This is a genomic window from Paenibacillus brasilensis (genome assembly GCF_009363115.1).
Lineage (GTDB): Bacteria > Bacillota > Bacilli > Paenibacillales > Paenibacillaceae > Paenibacillus > Paenibacillus brasilensis.
Window position 1 is genome coordinate 1,762,986 of record NZ_CP045298.1, and the last position, 20,120, is coordinate 1,783,105.

The following is a 20,120-nucleotide window of genomic DNA, read 5'->3' on the forward strand; positions in this document are numbered from 1 at the left end:
CCTTTCTCAGTTGAGCCATCATTTTTCCTGAAGCGCGAATATGATGCCTATAATTAAAAGAAGAAATTGCCCAGTCACCAGGCTTGCCATTACAGCGATCTCATGGAAATAGGCCGGAAATTCTATGGCCAGCACCACGGCCAAAATTGAGGTCCCTAATCGAACGCCAAAGCCAATACCTACCACTCTCTTCTTTCTTTCACCGGCGGCCGCACTCGCAACCTGTCGAATTCTGTAGGCCATATACAGCACATTTAGACAGCTTACTCCCGTTCCCAGAATGATTCCGTGAGCAATGTCACGATGTTGGGGCATGAGGGCGGAGACCGGGAAACACAGAGCCATTATAATAAGCGCTACGATCCATAACTTTTTTTGCATACGGGTCATCTCATTCATGGTTATCCCTCAATACCTTTCCGATCACAAGGGCAATACTTAATGCGCCTACAACCAAGCCTGCGAGAACGCTTACGCCAGTCCAAATTCCGGAGCCACCAAGTTTGGCATCAAGCCATTTTCCCGCATAGAAACCACCCAGTGTGCACACCGTCAGATCAATGCCGATAGCGCTCACCAGTCCAATTGCCTTGAAGGCATTTCCGGTGTTATTTCGGTTGTTGTTTTGCTTGGAAGGTCTGACCACTTTTCCATGTCACCCCTGTAATTCCAGTCCATTTTACTTAAATATAAGATGCTTTGTCAATTGAGATATTTTAGCGCCCTAAAGTATAAAAATCAGTCGACAAAGCATCTAAAAATGCTGTATCCCTTGGTAACCGTACAGTTTAACTGTATGCTTGCCTTGTAAAGGAATATTATTACGAGCAGACGCCTTTTGTGAACATTGTGTGAAATTCTTCAGGTCGTTCGGTTTTGACACCGTAATGGTGCAAAATCGCATTGACAATTCTTACCGATGCCTGTCCATCGCCATAAGGATTTGCTGCCTGACTCATAGACTCATACAGCCCGGAATCCGTCAAAAGGGCCTTAGTGCGATTGTAGACCTTCTCTTCATTCGTACCGACCAATTCCAATGTACCCGCCTCAATTCCTTCCGGTCTTTCGGTCGTATCCCGTAGTACCAGTACAGGTACGCCGAACGAAGGCGCTTCTTCCTGAAGACCGCCGGAATCCGTAAGAATCAGATGTGTGTGCGGATAAAAATTGTGCAAATCCACAACATCCAGCGGATCAATCAACTTAATACGCGGATGGTTGCCTAAAATCTCGAATGCAGGCTCCTTCACAGCCGGACTTGGATGAACCGGATAAACGATAGCTATATCCTCAAATTCGTCTGCGATCCGTTTTACCGCATTAAAAATTTGACGGTGTGGTTCCCCCTGTGACTCCCGACGGTGGGCTGTCATTAGAATCAAGCGCTTGCCCTGGGCCCATTCCAGTACCGGGTGCTCGTAATCCTGGCGAACCGTATACTGAAATACGTCAGTCACCGTATTACCTGTTACATATATTCGAGATTCAGGTTTATTTTCCTTCCGCAAATTCCCAGCTGATAAAGAAGTAGGCGAGAAATGAAGATCAGACAGCACGCCTGTGAGCTGACGGTTCATTTCCTCAGGATATGGAGAAAGCTTGTTCCATGTCCGCAAGCCTGCTTCTACATGCCCTACTTCAATTTGTTGCATAAAGGCTGCATAGCTAGCGAGGAAAGTGGTCAGCGTATCGCCGTGAACCAACACGATATCCGGCTTGGCCTCGCGTAATACAGGTTCCAGCCCCTGAAGTACACGTATGGAAATTTCGTTGAGTGTCTGACGGTCTTTCATCACATCCAAATCATAGTCAGGGTGAATGTTAAAGACCTCCAGAACCTGATCAAGCATTTGGCGATGTTGAGCCGTAACGCATACCACAGATTCGATATGCTCCGGATGACGCTGAAGCTCCAAAATGAGAGGAGCCATTTTAATCGCTTCCGGACGCACGCCAAAAATGGTCATTACTTTGATTTTGGACATTTTAAGTTGAAACCCCTTTTCATAATAAACGTTCGGTTCACAAATCTTTTTTATACGAAATCGGCCTGGCCGCAACGTCCATAAATTTGCCGAACCTCCAAAGACGGTCTACTTCGTTCCGTACAAGCGGTCTCCTGCGTCACCAAGACCTGGGACAATATAGCCATGCTCATCCAAACGCTCATCCAGAGCAGCGACATAAATGTCTACATCAGGATGTGCCTCTTGCACAGCTTTGACACCCTCAGGAGCAGCAATCAGATTCATCATTTTAATTTGGGTACAGCCTCTTTTTTTCAACACATCTATGGCTGCAATCGCCGAGCCGCCTGTTGCAAGCATCGGATCAATGACGATCAATTCACGCTCTGTCACATCTGTAGGCAACTTTGTGTAGTATTCCACAGGCTGCAATGTTTCAGGGTCGCGGAACAATCCCACATGGCCTACCTTTGCTGCCGGCAGCAGCTTTACAACGCCATCCAGCATACCCAAGCCTGCACGCAAAATCGGAATAAGGCCCAGCATACGTCCGGAAATCACTTTACCTTCTGTCTCAGCAACCGGTGTTTGCACCGTAATGCTTTCCAACGGGATGTCCCTCGTAATTTCATAAGCCATCAAAGTTGCTACTTCATCCACGAGCTCGCGGAAATCCTTGGTGTTGGTCCGCACATCGCGGATAAATGTAAGCTTGTGTTGGATCAAAGGGTGATCACAAACCACCAGTTTTGCCATGATATATTCCCTCCGGTATTATCGTCACGTTCTTCCGCACCAGAATATCGAACATCCTGAATGGAAAGGATCTATGTAACCTATTTGTACAAACCAAATAAGCACAGATGCAGTGCGTGCCTGTAAATCCTGTTTATTATAACATTCCCTTGGTTGATTTAACACCTGCCACCACAACCTTTGGCCAAGAGAAAGATATGTAGAGTAAAATATCTCCCCTGCCACATTATGAGTGACTTTTGTCACGGAAAACCACATCAAAAAAGGCTCTAACGGCCCTTGACCGTCAAAGCCTGTCGAACTTCAAAATTCCCTTCTGTGCTATAAGTTGGGGTTCAGGCTCCTGATGCAGCGACGTTTTTATCTATACTTCAAATTGTCCCACGCTCCCTGAAATTGCTGCAGCATTTCGTCTTTTGTAATAACCCCCGCAATATAGGCTTGCATACTACTGCTCAAATCCTGATTCAGTCCTTTCGGGAAGCGCTGGAAGTTCCAGCTCCATATCTTGCCTTCCCTCACATGCCGGGATATTTCCGCACCAAGATCACCTGTCGTTTCATCACTGGATGTAATGCTTTTGAAGGCGGGGACGAATTTGAACTCCTTGGTAATATAGTGCTTGCCTATCTCCGAAGTAACCAGCCAATTGAGAAAATCTTTTGCCTCCTGCTTCACAGGCGAATTTTTATTGACCACCCAGTTGGATGCCACCCCCACTGCAAGCCTGCCTCCTTTAGCAGGATCATTATCTATAGGCGCAGGCAGAATACCTAGATTCAAGTCAGGATTAATACCGTCTATTTGTGGCTGAGTCCAGTTCCCCTGATGCATCATGGCGGCCTTGCCTGTCGCAAATAACGTGACTTGTGTATTATAGTCTGTCGTAAGGGGATTGCTGTTACCATATTTTAAAGTCAGGTCAAGCAGCTTCACCCACTGATCAAACACAGGATTGCCAGGGATACGGGCTGTTCCCTTGTTTAAATGCTCGACGTAGGTCTCCGGGTTCGGCTGTCTGGCAAACGGAATATTGACAAAATGGTTCCCCAGCACCCACCATTCCGCATATCCGTTAGCAAACGGTGTAATCCCTGCCGCTTTCAGGCGCTTCGCTGCTTCCTCCAGCTCACTTATCGTTTGAGGCAGCTTGGTTATGCCCGCCTGCTTGAACAAATCCTTATTATAAACAAATCCGAAGCCTTCCAGGTTCATAGGCTGTCCGTAAATCTTACCGTTAACGGTCATCGGCTTGCGGGCAAAATCATCCAGATCCTTTACCCATGGCTGATCTGACAAGTCCTCCAAATACTCAAACCACGTATCACGGTCTTGATAACCCTCATTGGTGAAAATGTCCGGCTGATCACCTGAGGCGAATTTAGCCATCAACGAAGCACTGTAATCCGTACCGCCTCCGACAGATTGGATATCCAGCTTGATGCCCGGATGCGTTTTTTCATATTCCGCCTTGAGTTTGTTTAGCGGCTCTGAAATCTCTACTTTGAACTGATAGATGTGTATCGTTTTCGTCTCGTTTGGCCCGGCCTGCGTATTTCCACAACCCGAAAGCGTACATGCGAGCAGTACGATCAGGGAGAGGACAAGCAGCACTGTTTTTTTCATCGGTTATCCCTCCATCAGCCCTTGACCGCACCGGCTGCAATGCCGGAAACGATGTATTTTTGCATCGCCAGAATAAACACAACTATTGGCGTAATCCCCAGTACCAGCGCTGGCAGCGCCAAGTCCCATTGCTTGGTATATTGGCCGAACAGCATATAGGTCGCAATCGGGATGGTGCGCAGCTCCGGAGCATTCAGAATGAGCGAAGGCAGCAGATAGTCATTCCAAATCCATAAGGTGTTCAAAATAAGTACGGTTACGAACATAGGCAGCAGCAGCGGACACACGATGCGAAAGAATACACCGTACCGGGAAGAGCCGTCCACCCTCGCCGCCTGCTCGACCTCAACAGGCACCGTTTTGATAAACCCGTGAAAGAGAAAAACGGATAATGGCGCTCCAAAACCCAAATAGCACAAAATCAATCCTGGTATGCTATTGTTCAAACTCAGCACGTTGGATACCTCCATAAGCGGCAGCATGATGGACTGAAAAGGCACGACCATTGCAGCCACAAGCAGGCCAAACAGCAATCGGTTAAAACGCGTGTCGTGGCGAACCATCTGGTAAGCAGCCATCGAGCTGATCAGCAGCAGGAGAGCATTGCTGACGATGGTGACGAGCAATGAATTCCCCAGCGCTGTCGGAAAGTTTATTTTATTCCAGGCGTTGGCGTAGTTCTCAAACCGAAAGATTGTCGGCCACGAAGCGGAATGAGCCAGGATATCGCCAAAGGATTTAACGGAATTGACGAGCAAAAAATAAAACGGAATCAGAAAGATCAATCCGAGCACAATGAGCACGATTTCAGCAACCCACGTACCCAAGCGGTAGCTTGACGTTTTCCCCATTACATTTCAACCTCCTTCTTCTTCGTGAGACGCACCTGGATGATCGTAATGATTGCTACGATGATAAAGAAAATCATAGCTTTGGCGGTCCCCAATCCAAGACGATTATTTGTAAACGCTTCATTATATATGTCCAACGCTACAGACTCTGTCGATTTGAAGGGTCCACCCTTTGTCAGAGCTAAATTCAGCTCAAACACTTTAAAGGACCAAAATATCGCCAGAAAGAGGCAAACGGTTACGGCTGGCATAATAAGCGGCACTACTACCTGGCGTAAAATGTCTTCGGCTTGCACCGTCGATTTGAGCTGATTCAATCAGGGCATGGGGGACATTATTTAACGAGGATATGTAGATAACCATGAGATAGCCTGCGTACTGCCAAACAAACACGATGGTTCCCCAAAAAGCAGTTGGCCCATCACCAAGCCATGGTAGCTTGAAAAGTGACAGCCCGGTTGCCTCCCCCACCGCAGAAAAACCGCGCACAAAGATAAATTGCCAGATGAAGCCAAGCAGTAAGCCACCAATCATATTAGGCATAAAAAATACAGTCCGTAACGCATTGCGGGTACGCAACGGCTTTGTAAGTACATAAGCCAGGGAAAAGCCGATCAGATTCGTCAGGATCACGCCACATACGGTAAAACGGACCGTGAACCAAAATGCATTTCGAAAATCCGGATCATCTCTAAAAATATGGACGTAATTCCCCAATCCGAGCCATTGGACATTTTCCGACACTCCGTCCCAATTGGTCATGGAATAATATAGTCCCAGCAGGAACGGAATGACCATAATCAAGACGAAAAACAACGCCATAGGGCCTATAAATACGAGCTGCTGCAATAACTGCGCGGATTTTCTTTGATTCAAGTGTCATCACTCCTCTGTGTAGATCGTGCAGGAAAATACAAATAAATCCTTAATCGCTTATTAACCAAAAATGTAAGTTTCGAGTCGCCAGAAAACAAAAAAGGCTGTTCCCCCTCCGGCTTACGGAAGGAAAACAGCCTTATTCAACATGGATAGGTGGTTGATTTAATTAGTATTGAGTACCTGGATAGATCGGGAATTTTTCAGTCAGCTCGCCAACCGCTTGGCTCGCTTTGGACAATACCGTATCATCCTTCGGATTTTTGAGTGTTTCGGCAATGATCTTACCGATTTTAACCATAGCCTCTTCATCCATACCACGGGATGTCGCAGCAGGGGTACCAATACGAATTCCGCTGGTAATGAACGGACTTGTCGGGTCGAACGGAATCGCGTTTTTGTTCACCGTGATGCCTACGGAATCCAATACATGCTCGGCTTCTTTGCCTGTAATATTCAGGTTACGCGTATCCAGCAGCATCAGGTGATTATCTGTACCGCCCGATACGATGTTAATCCCCTCCGCCAGCAGCGTCTCTGCCAGTACGTGTGCATTGCGAACTACGTTTTGTGCATAGGTTTTGAAGGAAGGCTGGAGTGCTTCACCCAAGGCAACGGCTTTGGACGCGATCACATGCATTAATGGACCGCCCTGAATGCCTGGGAAAATCGCCTTGTCAATCGCTTGCGCCCACGCTTTGCGAGTCAGAATCATTCCTCCGCGCGGACCACGCAGCGTTTTGTGCGTGGTTGTGGTCACAAATTGAGCATGCGGAACCGGGCTAGGATGAATACCCGCTGCCACCAGACCGGCGATGTGTGCCATATCTACCATGAACAGCGCACCCACATCGCTGGCGATGGAAGCAAAGGCTTCAAAATCAATCGTACGCGGATATGCGCTCGCTCCGGCTACAATCAGGCGAGGGCGATGCTTGAAGGCTGCCTTGCGCACTTCATCATAATCAATGCGGAAGTTGTCTTCGCGTACACCATAAGCAACAAAGTTATACAACAAGCCGGAAGCGTTAACGGGGCTTCCGTGTGTCAGATGGCCGCCATGCGCCAAATTCATACCCAGTACGGTATCACCAGGTTTGAGTGCTGCCAAATAGACCGCCATGTTGGCTTGTGCTCCAGAGTGAGGCTGCACGTTGGCATGCTCGGCACCGAACAATTCTTTGGCGCGATCACGCGCAATGTCCTCGACGATATCTACGTGCTCACAGCCACCGTAGTAACGTTTGCCCGGATAACCTTCAGCATATTTATTCGTCAGTACAGAGCCCATCGCTTCCATAACCGCTTCGCTAACGATGTTCTCGGATGCGATCAGCTCGATATTGTGGCGTTGTCGCTTCAGTTCAAGTCCCATTGCTTCCAGCACTGCCGGGTCACTATTACGCAGATGTTCCATCATGATTGATTACTCCCTCTCCATAGTCAATTGTTAGGTATACAAAGTATAAAACAAACAGTCCACGCCAAATGCTAATCACAGTTTCCGCCGTCTTCTTGTTCAAGGGTGTACACCGCCCGTTGTCCTCCTATCAGTGGAGGACGCGTGAACGCCGCAGTCACACGTGCTTCGCCAATCCAGCGAAGGCTTGGACGAAACGGAACGGCTATGGGACGCAGATGCATGCCAATCAGCGTTTCGCCAATGTCTATCCCGGCATGCGCCTGCACGTTCATCGCCAAACACGCATCGTCCAGTGACCGGTAGGCGACCGCAGCCATAGAGCCGCCTGCCGTGCGTACAGGAACAGCGGCAACTTCTATTAATCCCAGCCGTTCCAGCACAGCCCGTTCAACGACCAGCGCACGGTTCAAATGCTCGCAGCATTGAAACGCCACGTCAAAGCCATATTCCCGGCGTACGGAATCTACTCCAGCCAGCAGCTGCTGCGCCACATCGAGCGCTCCCGCCGTGCCGATCTGGCTTCCGGCCACTTCACTCGTACTTACACCAATCACCAGCAGGCGCCCGTCCTTCAAACCGACTGCTTCAGCGAGCTCCCGCACGACAGAAGCGGCCTGTGCTTCAAGTGAAATCTCACGATCCAATTGTCCTACCATTGGAACCTCCCCTGGTTGACCAGTCCTCAGAGACTAGGCATGGTCTCATACCGTAAGTTCAACACACTTTCTCCTGATATCACAATCTGACTATATTATAGCCGATGATTTGGATTTCGAGCAGAAAAATTGGAGGAGCAAGAAGACAGCAAAAAATCTGGAATAGCTCATATACGAAAAAAGAGCAGTCCACACCTATGTGGAATTGCTCTTTTGCCCAGGCGACCGGCCGTATATCCGGTGCTCCATCGTGGTTAATCCCACTTTTGTCGCCAGTTACACCGGATTCTCATTTTTCCACCTTATCTTAACGGATTAATCGTCGAAAATCAACAGATTCCGTACAAATCAGATGAGTGACACCGACTTTATTCGGAAGAAGTCTTTAGCTTGTCCAGCAACTTATGCAGTGCTGTGCGGATTTCCGCAGCCGTGACATCGTAATCTTCCCGCGAACCCCCAAATGGATCGGAAATATCAAAGCCCGGAATCCGTTGGTGCAGCTCAATCATCCGCTCACGCTCCTGCGCCGACAGTTCTTGTCCGAGTGAAGCCATCAGCTGCTGTGAAGCGTACAAGCCGTCTAACTCCTGTACATCATTCAGCACTTCATCCCGATCCTCCACGTATTCCTTGAGTGTAAATACTTTGCCCGCCGTATGGGGAAAGCGCTGAATGACGTGCTGCTTATGCCCTTGCGTCAAGGTCAAAATCAGATGTGCCCACTCTGCAAGTCCGCCGCTCAAAGGGGTCGAGGTCAACTGATCCGAGATATCGTGGTCCCGTAGAACCGCCTCTGCATGTCGAGATATCGGTGTACCTTCCATCGCCGCCACTCCCGCAGAGCGCACCTCCAGCTCCAGCCCGTGTTCAGCGGCCAGCTTGCGCAGCATCCCTTCAGCCATTGGACTGCGACAAGTGTTCCCTGTGCATACGAATAAGATATGCTTCAACGTTTTCACCCCCCGTATGTTAAAAATATATAAACAGAGGATCATTATCTATAATCCTAAGCCTTACTATAATCCTGTATTTATTTTACACTGTCCACGCTAAAATCAAAACATAAACATAAAGCCAAATGCCAGCAAAATAGCACCGCCTACGGCTTCTCCGTAATCCCCCAGATTACGGCTGACCTTGCGGCCCACCAGCAATCCCAGCATTGCCATTGCACCTCCGCAAAAGCCAAATGCCAGAACACTCAGCACCAGATCACTCTGGAACATCCCCAGCGACACCCCTACAGAAAACGAGTCAATGCTCACCCCAAGTGCAAACAACAAGAGACCCAGAGGTGAACGATGATCCAATACTTGTACACCGTCCCCCTTGAAGGAGCTATATACCATATGCCCGCCTAAAAGGATGAGTAACCCACCTGCAAAATAGGTCGTTACATGGCCCAGTAAAGAACTCATATAATGCCCTGTGAACATCCCCAGCAATGGCATCAGAATGTGAAAAAAGCCAATTACCGTGCTGATGCGCAGCACATCCCGCAGGCGTATCCCCTTCATGCCGATCCCTACGCCCAGCGATAACGCATCCATTCCCAGCGCTACTGCCATGATCAGAATCGTTACAACCTGCCCGACATGGGCAGAGGCTGACAGCATACTCCATCCCTCCATTATCCGTCCGTTCTTGTTAACGTTATGCGGACAAGGGGGAAAACAGTACAAGCATACAACGGAAGTGCCTGCACAAGGACGAGGAGAGAGGAGGATTTTATTAAGAGCGGTCAGACAAGACGGGAACCCTTTCTGTTCTCCAACAAGGTACGTGAGTCTTGCTAAAGACGAACGACTCGATGACCTGCGGCTTTCAACAGGCGGTTCATAACGGCATCTCCCAGCCCATTGGGCGGACAGGCTTCCGACAAAATATAGGTGACACCATCCTCATCGCAGCGGCGCAGCACGCCGTACAGGCGCTGCGCCGCCTCATGGAGCGCGTCCCGCTTGCCTAGCGCATAGACGCGCTCTCCGGCGTAGCTGGCGGCATGCTCGTCGAACGCGAGCACCGCCGTGCGCTCGCCGTGCGCGCGAGCCTCCGCCAGCGCGGTGCGAATCCAGCCCGCCACCTCATCGGGCGACGGGCCCTGCACCACGCTCAAGCGGCCGCGCGGCGCGTAGTGCGTGTACTTCATGCCCGGCGAACGCGGTGCCGGGCTATCGGCGTCCTCGCCGGGCGAATCGGCAACCAGTGCCGGGTCCAGAACGACGGCGCGAGCGACCGCAGCGAGCTGCTCGGCCGTCACGCCGCCGGGGCGCAGGATGGTGACGGTTCCGTCGTCACCGGCCTGTACCACCGTAGACTCCAGCCCCACACCTGTGGGGCCACCGTCCAGAATGCCGCCGATGCGGCCCTCCAGGTCCTCCTGCACATGCTGTGCAAGGGTCGGACTGGGCCTGCCCGAGCGGTTCGCGCTTGGCGCAGCCAGCGGGCAACCGGCCTCCGTGATCAGGCGCAGTGCTATCGGATGATCCGGCATACGCACACCGACCGTGTCCAGCCCTGCTGTCACACGAGGTGACAACGCCTGCGGCACCACTGGCAGCACCAGCGTGAGCGGGCCCGGCCAGAACGCATCCATCAGCGCCCGGGCCGTATCGTTTATTTGGGCTACCATGCCGTTCAATTGGACAGGGTCTGAAATATGTACAATGAGCGGATTGTCGGAAGGTCGTCCTTTGGCGGCAAACACCGCCTCCACCGCTGCTGTACTGCGTGCATCGGCACCCAGGCCGTAGACGGTTTCTGTAGGAAATGCCACCGTGTCTCCCGCTTGGAGCAGTACGGCGGCCTCACACATGCCTCTTTCCGCCGCAATCCGAGCCTGTTCATTCCCTATTTCGCCGGAGATATTCTCTTCAGAAACCAAACATCTTACATCCCACCATTTTGTATGCGAAACCTCCAGCGTCTGCTTGGGCTTCTCCTTTTGTGCAAACTCTCCGTGCAAATCTTGTATTGGATTCGATTTATCGGTCATATCAGATCATCCCATATCTTATTGTCATACAGTCCGATTCATGTTGCTTGTCCCCAAAAAAGCCTGCTTTGAAAGCTCAGCTGAATCGGCTCTGCCATGTGCATATATACTGTACATCCCATTATAGCATACGGGAAACTCGTAGCCGTTCTTCTCTTCTCCGCAGCCTGCACGCATACCAACCATGGATAGGGAACAGCAAGCTGTACATCTATCTTTTACAATTCACAAGGATTAGGCAAATAAGCCGCTTACCCAGCCCCACAACCCCGTAAGAGCATCCCACAGGAAGAAACGAACTTCCGGTTCCTTGCCATTCGCCTTCGTCTGACCGTCTCCGTGATTCGCTTTTGCCGATACCGTTTGTGCCGCTGCCTCCCCACTGCCTGCATCAATGAAACACAATGGCGGAAACAGCACACACCACCAATTTTGCCCTTTGCCTTGTCCTAGTGTGACCCGAAGGGCCTCATAATTCCCTGCAGGATAGACAAGGCCACCATACATTTTCGTCGGAAAAGGAACACTTGCCAGTTCCACTTGATGATTATATGCAATACCACGCCGAGCCAGCTCTGCACCTACCAAACGATCAATTTCAGGTAAGTGAGCAGCAATCAACTCTCTTGCTTGATTTAAGCTCTGCGGGTTTTCCAGCTTTCCCACCCATGCATTCATCTGCTGAACAATGGCGTCCCGAATCTCGCGCTTAACCAACTGATCCTCTGGACGATCTGAATTTGCTAAAATACGCAGCCGGATGGAATCATGCGGAATCACTCTCGTCCCTGTTGTTGTCACTCCTGAGGTTATAGGATCTCTTGCTCCAGTGGTCATAGCAGCATCCGTTTTTTGGCCTTCCCAAGACATCATTAAGACTGAAATAGAAAATAGAATCATGGCAGCTTGCTTTACCCAGCTTTTCATCTTCGTCCCCCCCAAACGCAAACTCTATCATGTCTATCAGTCTGTCCGGTTTGGGAGAGTCTAAACCTATGAATCTCATAAAATATTCAGGATAAAGGTTTGTTTATGAGCTGCGAATATGAAAAAGCCCAGATTTCGCAATCTGGACCTTTTCGTTGTACTGTTTTACTATATACAAAAATCAATTCGCATCTTCTCACATTCCACGTACACTAAGCTTTTTTCGCCTTCGCCAAGCTCACTCTGGAAGGATGTGGCAAATCATCTTCCAGCTCCTGGCCGTGTACCTTAATACTCATAACCAGGCCAATACTAGTCATGTTAATGAGCAGAGACGTACCCCCATAGCTTATGAACGGAAGCGTAATCCCTGTAAGCGGCATAATGCCTAGAAATGCACCGATATTCTCAAAAATCTGATATAGCAGCATGGACACAACACCCACGATAAGATACGGTCCGGCACGATCGCGACATTCCAGCGAGATCAGGATCATCCGGTGAATCAGAATAAAATAAAGCAACAGCAGCACCGACGAGCCCACAAAGCCGAATTCCTCCGCTACAACTACAAAAATAGAGTCTGCGTACGTATAAGGCACACGTCCGGACTGCACCGAGGTCCCCTGCAAAAAGCCTTTACCCATCATCCCGCCGGAGGCAATCGCCAGCTTGGCATTTTTGGTATGGTAAGATGCCTTCGCGGTCGCTTTTTCCGGTACGAGCCAAGGGTCCAGACGCTCTACCCAGTGACTGCGGCCAATCCCCTTCATAAAGGAATCAATCTCATCGTGAAACGAAATATAGGCCTTGATCCCGCCGCCAACGGCGACTGCAAATATGGTGAATCCGATCAACGCATGGGATGCCTTCACATTACCAATCCACAGCATACCGATAACAATAACGATGTATCCAAGCGCATTACCCAGGTCATTTTGCGCCATCACCATGGCAAATGGAACAAAGCTCACCAGAGCGACTGGAAGTACATCCTGAATAAAATACAGCTTGCTCTTGCGCTTTTTGATCAGCATATATGTCAGAAAAATGATAAGAACCAGCTTGAATACCTCAGCAGGCTGAAGGTTCAAGCCCCCGATTTTCAGGAAACCCTGTGAGTTGTTAACCGTCCCGCCAAAAAAGCCGAGAGCGAGCAGGAATATTCCGCCCCCATATACATACAGTGCTTTTTTTATAAATATTCGAAAATCGACTACCGCTATACCCAAGATCGCCACAAAACCCAATATATAATATCCGATCATCTTCTGGTAGTCATTGCCGTGCTCCGCCAAGTTCGTAGGACCCCTGCCTGCGCTATACACCGTTATGATACTAATCGCCATGAGTAAAACCAGAATAAAGATAACCGGACCGTCAATTTTTTTTAATTTCTGAAGCATGATTTCCCCCTGAGCCGTTTCTCGGTCATACTCCTCTTATTCTAAAGGAAAGACTCGCAAAAAGAAAATGCAGCACTACTCCGAGACACCTAGGACATGTCGTTCAATCCCTGCAAGGTCCGGAACAATCAAGATTGTCTTCCAATGACCAGCCTGCTCCAGCAACGCGGCCACGTCTCTGGCCTGTCCCATGCCCAGCTCGAAGCCGATCAGCCGGGGCGGAGCCTGAAGGAGCCCTAGCTGCTCCAGCATCGCCCGATACGGGCCAAGCCCGTCAGGGCCGCCATCCAGCGCCATACGCGGCTCATGGTCGCGCACCTCCGGCTGCAAGCCAGCGATGTCGGCAGCCGGAATATACGGCGGATTGGACACGAGGATGTCCACCGCCGCACCCGCGAACGGCGTCAGCAGATCGCCCTCGCGGAATTCCACGGCTGCGCCGTTGGCCGCTGCGTTACGGGCGGCCATTTCCAGCGCAGCAGCGGAAATATCCCCCGCCGCCACGCGCCAGCGTGGTCGCTCAGCCGCCAGCGTCACGGCAATCGCACCGCTGCCCGCGCCGATATCGAGCGCCTGCGGAGCGCCGTTCGGCCACAAATGATCGCCGTGCTGAAGTATGGCCTCGACGAGCAATTCGGTCTCGGGGCGCGGGATTAGCACCGCCGGTGAAACCGCAAACGGGCGGCCATAAAATTCCTGCCGTCCGATAATATACTGCGCCGGTTCGCCCGCTGCTTTGCGGCTTATGAGCGCTTCCCACGCCTCCTTGGATGAGGCAGGGAACGGATCAGCCAGCGCAGCGTAGAAGGCCGTGCCTTCCAGCCCAAGCACGTGCTCCAGCAACAGGCGGGCATTATGCTGCGGCTCCAGCACGCCACAGCTTCCTAAAAAAGAAGAAGCCTCAACTAAGGCTTCTCTGATACTCATGTTGCGCTCCGGCGACATTCGATATGCAAGATCACGTTCGTGTCCCACAGCTTAAACCCCTTGTTCCATCAAATCAGCCTGCTCCGCAATCGTGAGTGCTGATACGATTTCTTCAATCTCCCCGTTCATCACCTGATCCAGCTTGTGCACGGTCAAGCCAATACGGTGATCTGTTACACGGCTTTGCGGGAAGTTGTAGGTACGGATGCGCTCACTGCGATCCCCAGTACCTACTTTGCTCTTACGCTCGCCTGCATATTTGGCTTCCTCTTCCTGACGCATCATATCCGAAATGCGTGCACGCAAAACTTGCAGCGCCTTCTCCTTGTTGGAGTTCTGGGATTTGCCGTCCTGACAGGTTGCCATAATGCCTGTTGGCATATGCGTTACACGCACTGCGGATTTCGTCGTATTGACAGACTGACCGCCTGCACCGCTGGAACAGAATGTATCCACGCGGATATCCTTGTCTAGGATTTCGATATCGACTTCTTCGGCCTCAGGCATCACGGATACCGTAGAAGTAGACGTATGAATACGTCCACCAGATTCGGTCGTCGGAATCCGCTGTACGCGGTGTGCGCCGCTTTCGAATTTCATTTTGCTGTACGCGCCACGTCCGTTAATCATGAAAATAACCTCTTTAAAGCCCCCAAGGTCATTCATGTTCGCATCCATCAGCTCTACACGCCAGCCTTGGGTATCTGCATAACGAGTGTACATACGGTACAAATCCGCTGCAAACAGTGCGGCTTCGTCACCGCCCGCTGCACCACGAATTTCGATAATAACGTTCTTATCATCGTTCGGGTCCTTCGGCAGCAGCAAAATACGAATTTTTTCGTCCAGCTCCCGCTTACGGGCACTCAGCTCTTCAATCTCCATTTTGACCATTTCACGCATCTCGTCGTCCAGCTTTTCGCCCTGCATGGTTTTAGCTGCGTCCAGCTCTTCAACGACAGTTTTATATTCAGTATATGCTTCATAAGCAGGCTGTAAATCAGACTGTTCTTTGGAATAATCTCTAAGTTTTTTGCTATCGTTCGCCACATCCGGATCGCAGAGCAGTTCGCTCAGTTTATCGTAGCGGTCCGCCAATGATTGCAATCGGTCCAACAAGCGATTCACCTCTTCAGTTAAATTAATATGAAACCAGCTTCAAATTCACTGGCTACAGCTCTTTATTATAACAACTAATTGATTAATTAGCTACAAAAAATACTTGCTAATTTAGGATTTTGCAAAATTCCGCATATCAAATAAAAAGCCGCCGCCCTGAACAGGCAGCGACTACGTAATTAGAACATGCAGAAAACACATATACGTTAACCCAATATGTTTATCTATCAACATGGGTGCTATACACTGAAATACATGCTAAACGTTAAAACGGAAATGCATAACGTCTCCGTCTTGCACCACATATTCCTTGCCTTCCAAACGAAGCTGACCACGTTCCTTGGCCCCGTTCATAGAGCCGGCAGCGACCAAATCATCGTAGGATACAACCTCGGCACGAATAAATCCGCGTTCAAAATCCGAGTGGATTACGCCCGCAGCGCCAGGTGCTTTTGTTCCTTTGTGAATCGTCCATGCGCGTACTTCCTGCACACCTGCTGTGAAATACGTATACAGTCCCAACAAGCGGTAAGCTGCTTTGATTAGACGGTTCAGACCGGATTCAGTCAGTCCCAGCTCCTCAAGGAACATCGCCTTATCTTCGCCTTCCAGCTCGGCAATTTCAGACTCTACTTTGGCGCTGATCGGTACCACTTCTGCATTTTCTGCAACAGCAAATTCACGTACCTTTTGCACATATGGATTGCTCTCGGCTTCCGTTACACCATCTTCACTGACATTAGCCGCGTACAGTACAGGCTTCATCGTGAGCAAATGAAGATCGCGTACAATCAGCTTTTCGTCTTCTGACAATTCTACGCTACGCGCAGGTTTGTCAGCATACAGCGATTCCTTGATCCGTTCCAGCACTTCAACCTCTTGGACGTATTGCTTGTTGCCGCCCTTCATGTTTTTGCGCGAACGCTCAATGCGCTTGTCTACGCTTTCGATATCCGCCAGAATCAGTTCCAGATTAATGGTCTGAATATCGCTGATCGGATCAATTTTGCCGTCCACATGGGTAATGTTCTCATCTTCAAAGCAACGCACCACATGTACAATTGCATCCACTTCACGAATATGAGCCAGAAACTTGTTTCCCAGGCCCTCGCCCTTGCTGGCGCCACGTACAAGCCCTGCAATATCAACAAATTCAAAAGCCGTTGGCACCGTTTTGTTCGGTACTACCAGCTCAGTCAGCTTATCCAGCCGCTCGTCCGGTACTTCAACGACCCCCACGTTAGGGTCAATTGTACAAAATGGATAGTTTGCGGATTCCGCCCCCGCCTGCGTTATTGCGTTAAACAGTGTTGATTTGCCCACGTTCGGCAGACCCACGATCCCCGCTTTTAAAGCCATAATCAGAACAACTCCCGTTTATATAAAATATGCGTTATACCATCTGTTAGTTTACCAACCCACATTATATAGGAGAACCTATACATGCGGCAAGCATATGGCTGTGGATTTAGGATTTTGCTGAATCCCTGCTTAGATTTCTTTGCTCATCTGGATATCCGTAACCCGATAGCCCGACTTGCGGTATACATGCAAAGCTCGCTCATTATGCCCGAATACGTGCAGACCGATGCGAACCGCGCCCAGCTTGCGAGCTTCCTGTTCCAATGCCTCCATCGTCAACGTACCCAGACCCTGTCCCTGATATGAATCGTAAACGAGAACATCCAGCAGAAAAGCTTCTTTACCTTGCGTTCCATCTGTAATATTGAACCAAATATATCCCGCTTCCTCTGGGCTCTGACCAGCAATTCCTGAATATTCAATCATGTACAGGTGAGCATGGGGTGTATCCAGCCTTTGCGGCAAATATTTGGCGAAGCTTTCCTTTGCCCGCTCCGGTGCTTCTTCTACCGTCCACGTACCTGCCTGGATTTTCTCCTCCGCGTAGTCCGCGAGCGAGCGCTGCTCAAAGCGTTCATACTGCTCTGCGTTCATCGGAACCAATGTGATGAATCCACTCATCCGTTCGCCTTCTTTCTTAGTCGAGTCGTGTATTTAAGACCATCAATCCTATCTACTCCGATGCCAAACATGACTGTACGCAATTCCAGCTCCACTTGCTCCAATCGGGCTTCAAGGGCTTCGCTGGAGGCGACCGCCGAGCCAAGCAAGGAGCGCCCGAAGCCTGCCATATCAGCCCCTAAAGCAAGTGCCTTTGCAGCATCGACACCGTCTCTCAATCCACCGCTGCCGATCAGAGCACCATTGGGCTGTGCAGCTCTGACTTCTACGATACAATCTGCGGTGGAATTGCCCCAATCCGCAAACGCTTCCGCCGCCGCGCGGCGTACAGGATCGGGATTACGGAATTTTTCCACCTGGCTCCAGCTTGTCCCGCCTGCGCCAGCGACATCAATAAAAGCTGCCCCCGCATCATACAGTCTCGAAGCCGTCTCGCCATCAATGCCCCAGCCTACTTCCTTGACTCCTACAGGCACTGAAAGCTGACGGCACAGCTCCTCAATACGCCCAAGCAGGCCGCTAAAATCCAAATTCCCTTCGGGTTGGAAAATCTCCTGCAATCCGTTCAAATGCAGCACCAACATGTCAGCTCCGGCAATTTCCACGGCACGCCGACAATCGTCCACACCAAATCCGTAGTTCAGCTGCACTGCCCCCAGATTGGCCAAAATCGGTATGCTGGGTGCCAGACGGCGAACCGCAAAGGTTGAAGCCAGTTCCTCCCTTTCCACCGCAGCCCGTACCGAGCCGACTCCCAATGCCCAACCACGCTTCTCAGCTGTCTCTGCCAATCGCTCATTGATCGCTCCCGTCTCGGCGCTGCCGCCTGTCATGGAGCTTATGAGCAGCGGTGTGCGCACCGTGCGCCCCAGAAAGGCAGCATCCAGACGCACCTCGTCAAAATGCAGATCAGGCAATGCGCTGTGTTTAAAGGCATACCGCTCCAGCCCACTGGTGATGCCTTGCCCCGCCACATCTTCTTGCAGACAAAGGCGGACGTGCTCAATCTTCCGTTCACCTGTCCGCGCAGCAGGCAACAAAGAGCCCGTTCTGCCGGAACCGTCAGGTGATTCTTTTTTATGTTCTGCATTGCTCATCTATGTTTCACCTCATCCAAGTCGCTCTGTTTAGTTTGTTTCGAGTTCGAGAAGCACAAATAAGACCGTTCCCGAACACGGTTACCGATCTGTTTATCGTCTCCTGTATCAATGTCTTTAAAAGCGGCAATTTAAGATACCTTCATTGTATCATGGATGGAAAAATATATACATCGCACATCGTAAAAACCGCCCCCTTTGAAGAAGAGGCTGCTTTTATTATCTTAATCTATTTGCGTCCACCTCAATTCATCCCTCCAGCGAGTCAGGTGCAGACGCAATGTTTTCTTGTTGTTCCTTTGTATGCCCTTGGCCAAGCTTAAACACCAAAATACCACCGATAATAACCAGCACCCCGATCAGCTTGTTAAAGGTGAACGGAATCTTTTCCAGTCCCAGCCAGCCTAACGAATCCCACAACAGAGCGGTACCTAATTGTGCAATTAATACAACCGAAATCGCATAGGTTGGAGCAAGCCGCTTCATGCCTTGTACCAGACAGAACACAACGCCGACACCAATCATTCCACTGAACCAGTACCACAACTGCATATGCTGCAAAGTAAATGTATTTTTTCCTTCAAAGATAAGACTTCCGAGCAAAGAGGCCAGAAAGCCTGTTCCCAGCACCAAGGTGGTTGTAGCCCATGAACCCGTTCGTTCATTCACTTTATTATTAAATATTGTTTGCAGACTGACCAAAGCACCCGCAATTACCGCCAGTATAATCCCTAATACCATAATTTCAGCTCTCCCCTAGTAATCCTTCGATTTTATAATGATTCGTAAATATTATGTCCTGCCAGTTCACTTAAATCTTGTTTGTCCCGAATGACAATGTAGCCTTTTGTCCGCTCAACCCATCCATCCTCAATCATCTTGCGTATGACGCGATTAAGATGCCTATAGCTGGTTCCAATCAGATTCGCTACATCTACCAGACTGGATACCCGTAATTCTTCATGAAAGACTGAATCGGATTCGTCAAAAGAAACGGATAGCAGGTAGCTCGCCAGTCTGACCTCCACAGGATACATGAGATTAAAGTTGGAAAAGTCGGAGTCCAGGCAAAACTTTCGTGTGACCACATCCAGTAAAAATTGCAGTAAAGGAGCATAGTCTCTTCCGTATTTATGCATCCATTGATGGTGGATACCAATCACATAGATGGGAGACACCGCCTCTACCGTGTTGATGACTTGACTACTGCGAATATATTCAACATCTCCAATAACCTCGATCGGTTTTTTGAAGCAGAGAATCAGTGTCTTGCCTTCTGTAGAGCTGGTATAAATCTTGACCTTACCCTGCACCAATATGTACAGATACTCAATAGTATCCCCCTGCATACAGAGCTTTTCCCCTTGTTCCAAACGATGCAACGATAAATGAGGACGCAGTGGCTCATAGAGTATGGATTCCAATTGATGGAGTTGCAAAAAATGATGCAGTTGCTCTTGGTCCTGAATTTCTCTCATTGCTAAGCTCACCTTCAATTTCTACGT

Annotated in this window: 20 protein-coding genes, 1 pseudogene and 1 riboswitch; all 21 genes and pseudogenes read right to left on the reverse strand. The window is 49.9% G+C overall.

The window, feature by feature from the left end; all coding sequences use genetic code 11:
• Positions 1 to 18 precede the first annotated feature (18 nt).
• Entirely contained in the window at positions 19 to 399 is a 381-nt protein-coding gene (locus GCU48_RS08265; protein WP_025717566.1) for an ATP synthase subunit I, read from the reverse strand.
• Positions 392 to 646, reverse strand: a complete 255-nt coding sequence (locus GCU48_RS08270; protein WP_025717565.1) for an AtpZ/AtpI family protein — start codon at positions 644 to 646, stop codon at positions 392 to 394. The genes GCU48_RS08265 and GCU48_RS08270 overlap by 8 nt, the downstream gene beginning before the upstream one ends.
• Before the next feature lie 175 nt (positions 647 to 821).
• On the reverse strand, positions 822 to 1,988 hold the full coding sequence (wecB, locus tag GCU48_RS08275; protein ID WP_152379665.1) for a non-hydrolyzing UDP-N-acetylglucosamine 2-epimerase: 1,167 nt from the start codon (positions 1,986 to 1,988) through the stop codon (positions 822 to 824).
• Between the two features lie 108 nt (positions 1,989 to 2,096).
• Positions 2,097 to 2,726 (reverse strand): uracil phosphoribosyltransferase, encoded by a 630-nt coding sequence (upp, locus tag GCU48_RS08280; protein ID WP_025717563.1) that lies wholly within the window; start codon positions 2,724 to 2,726, stop codon positions 2,097 to 2,099.
• A 360-nt stretch (positions 2,727 to 3,086) separates the two neighbouring features.
• Positions 3,087 to 4,352: an ABC transporter substrate-binding protein gene (locus GCU48_RS08285; protein WP_152379666.1), complete on the reverse strand. Its 1,266-nt coding sequence runs from the start codon at positions 4,350 to 4,352 to the stop codon at positions 3,087 to 3,089.
• A gap of 14 nt (positions 4,353 to 4,366) precedes the next feature.
• Positions 4,367 to 5,203 carry a carbohydrate ABC transporter permease gene (locus tag GCU48_RS08290; RefSeq protein WP_152379667.1) on the reverse strand — a complete coding sequence of 279 codons (837 nt, stop codon included), beginning with the start codon at positions 5,201 to 5,203 and terminating at the stop codon, positions 4,367 to 4,369.
• Positions 5,203 to 6,079, reverse strand: a pseudogene (locus GCU48_RS08295) (carbohydrate ABC transporter permease). Before GCU48_RS08295 ends, GCU48_RS08290 begins: the two are co-directional and overlap by 1 nt.
• Positions 6,080 to 6,248: 169 nt before the next feature.
• The gene (locus GCU48_RS08300) at positions 6,249 to 7,499 is read right to left on the reverse strand and encodes a serine hydroxymethyltransferase (protein WP_152379668.1); all 1,251 of its coding nucleotides are present in this window, start codon (positions 7,497 to 7,499) and stop codon (positions 6,249 to 6,251) included.
• A gap of 71 nt (positions 7,500 to 7,570) precedes the next feature.
• The gene (locus tag GCU48_RS08305; RefSeq protein ID WP_152379669.1) at positions 7,571 to 8,158 is read right to left on the reverse strand and encodes a TIGR01440 family protein; all 588 of its coding nucleotides are present in this window, start codon (positions 8,156 to 8,158) and stop codon (positions 7,571 to 7,573) included.
• A 208-nt stretch (positions 8,159 to 8,366) separates the two neighbouring features.
• Positions 8,367 to 8,448: riboswitch (ZMP/ZTP riboswitch) on the reverse strand.
• 78 nt (positions 8,449 to 8,526) lie between these two features.
• The gene (locus tag GCU48_RS08310) at positions 8,527 to 9,111 is read right to left on the reverse strand and encodes a low molecular weight protein arginine phosphatase (protein WP_152379670.1); all 585 of its coding nucleotides are present in this window, start codon (positions 9,109 to 9,111) and stop codon (positions 8,527 to 8,529) included.
• Between the two features lie 105 nt (positions 9,112 to 9,216).
• Complete coding sequence (locus GCU48_RS08315) at positions 9,217 to 9,777, reverse strand: manganese efflux pump MntP (RefSeq protein WP_025717558.1); 561 nt, start codon at positions 9,775 to 9,777, stop codon at positions 9,217 to 9,219.
• Positions 9,778 to 9,953: 176 nt separating this feature from the next.
• Positions 9,954 to 11,156, reverse strand: a complete 1,203-nt coding sequence (locus tag GCU48_RS08320) for an L-threonylcarbamoyladenylate synthase (protein ID WP_152379671.1) — start codon at positions 11,154 to 11,156, stop codon at positions 9,954 to 9,956.
• Positions 11,157 to 11,390: 234 nt separating this feature from the next.
• Complete coding sequence (gene spoIIR / locus GCU48_RS08325; RefSeq protein ID WP_152379672.1) at positions 11,391 to 12,083, reverse strand: stage II sporulation protein R; 693 nt, start codon at positions 12,081 to 12,083, stop codon at positions 11,391 to 11,393.
• 212 nt (positions 12,084 to 12,295) lie between these two features.
• Entirely contained in the window at positions 12,296 to 13,489 is a 1,194-nt protein-coding gene (locus tag GCU48_RS08330) for an FtsW/RodA/SpoVE family cell cycle protein (RefSeq protein ID WP_152379673.1), read from the reverse strand.
• Positions 13,490 to 13,564: 75 nt separating this feature from the next.
• Positions 13,565 to 14,464, reverse strand: coding sequence for a peptide chain release factor N(5)-glutamine methyltransferase (gene prmC, locus GCU48_RS08335; protein WP_152379674.1), 900 nt, complete (start codon positions 14,462 to 14,464; stop codon positions 13,565 to 13,567).
• 3 nt (positions 14,465 to 14,467) lie between these two features.
• Positions 14,468 to 15,535, reverse strand: a complete 1,068-nt coding sequence (prfA, locus tag GCU48_RS08340) for a peptide chain release factor 1 (protein WP_025718745.1) — start codon at positions 15,533 to 15,535, stop codon at positions 14,468 to 14,470.
• Between the two features lie 258 nt (positions 15,536 to 15,793).
• Positions 15,794 to 16,894, reverse strand: coding sequence for a redox-regulated ATPase YchF (gene ychF / locus GCU48_RS08345; protein ID WP_025718747.1), 1,101 nt, complete (start codon positions 16,892 to 16,894; stop codon positions 15,794 to 15,796).
• Between the two features lie 132 nt (positions 16,895 to 17,026).
• A complete protein-coding gene (locus GCU48_RS08350; RefSeq protein ID WP_049825209.1) occupies positions 17,027 to 17,518 on the reverse strand; it encodes a GNAT family N-acetyltransferase in 492 nt (163 codons plus the stop codon).
• Entirely contained in the window at positions 17,515 to 18,615 is a 1,101-nt protein-coding gene (gene fni / locus GCU48_RS08355; RefSeq protein WP_152379675.1) for a type 2 isopentenyl-diphosphate Delta-isomerase, read from the reverse strand. The genes GCU48_RS08350 and fni overlap by 4 nt, the downstream gene beginning before the upstream one ends.
• Before the next feature lie 249 nt (positions 18,616 to 18,864).
• On the reverse strand, positions 18,865 to 19,356 hold the full coding sequence (locus GCU48_RS08360; protein WP_152379676.1) for a DMT family transporter: 492 nt from the start codon (positions 19,354 to 19,356) through the stop codon (positions 18,865 to 18,867).
• 32 nt (positions 19,357 to 19,388) lie between these two features.
• Complete coding sequence (locus GCU48_RS08365) at positions 19,389 to 20,093, reverse strand: Crp/Fnr family transcriptional regulator (protein ID WP_152379677.1); 705 nt, start codon at positions 20,091 to 20,093, stop codon at positions 19,389 to 19,391.
• Between the last annotated feature and the right edge of the window lie 27 nt (positions 20,094 to 20,120).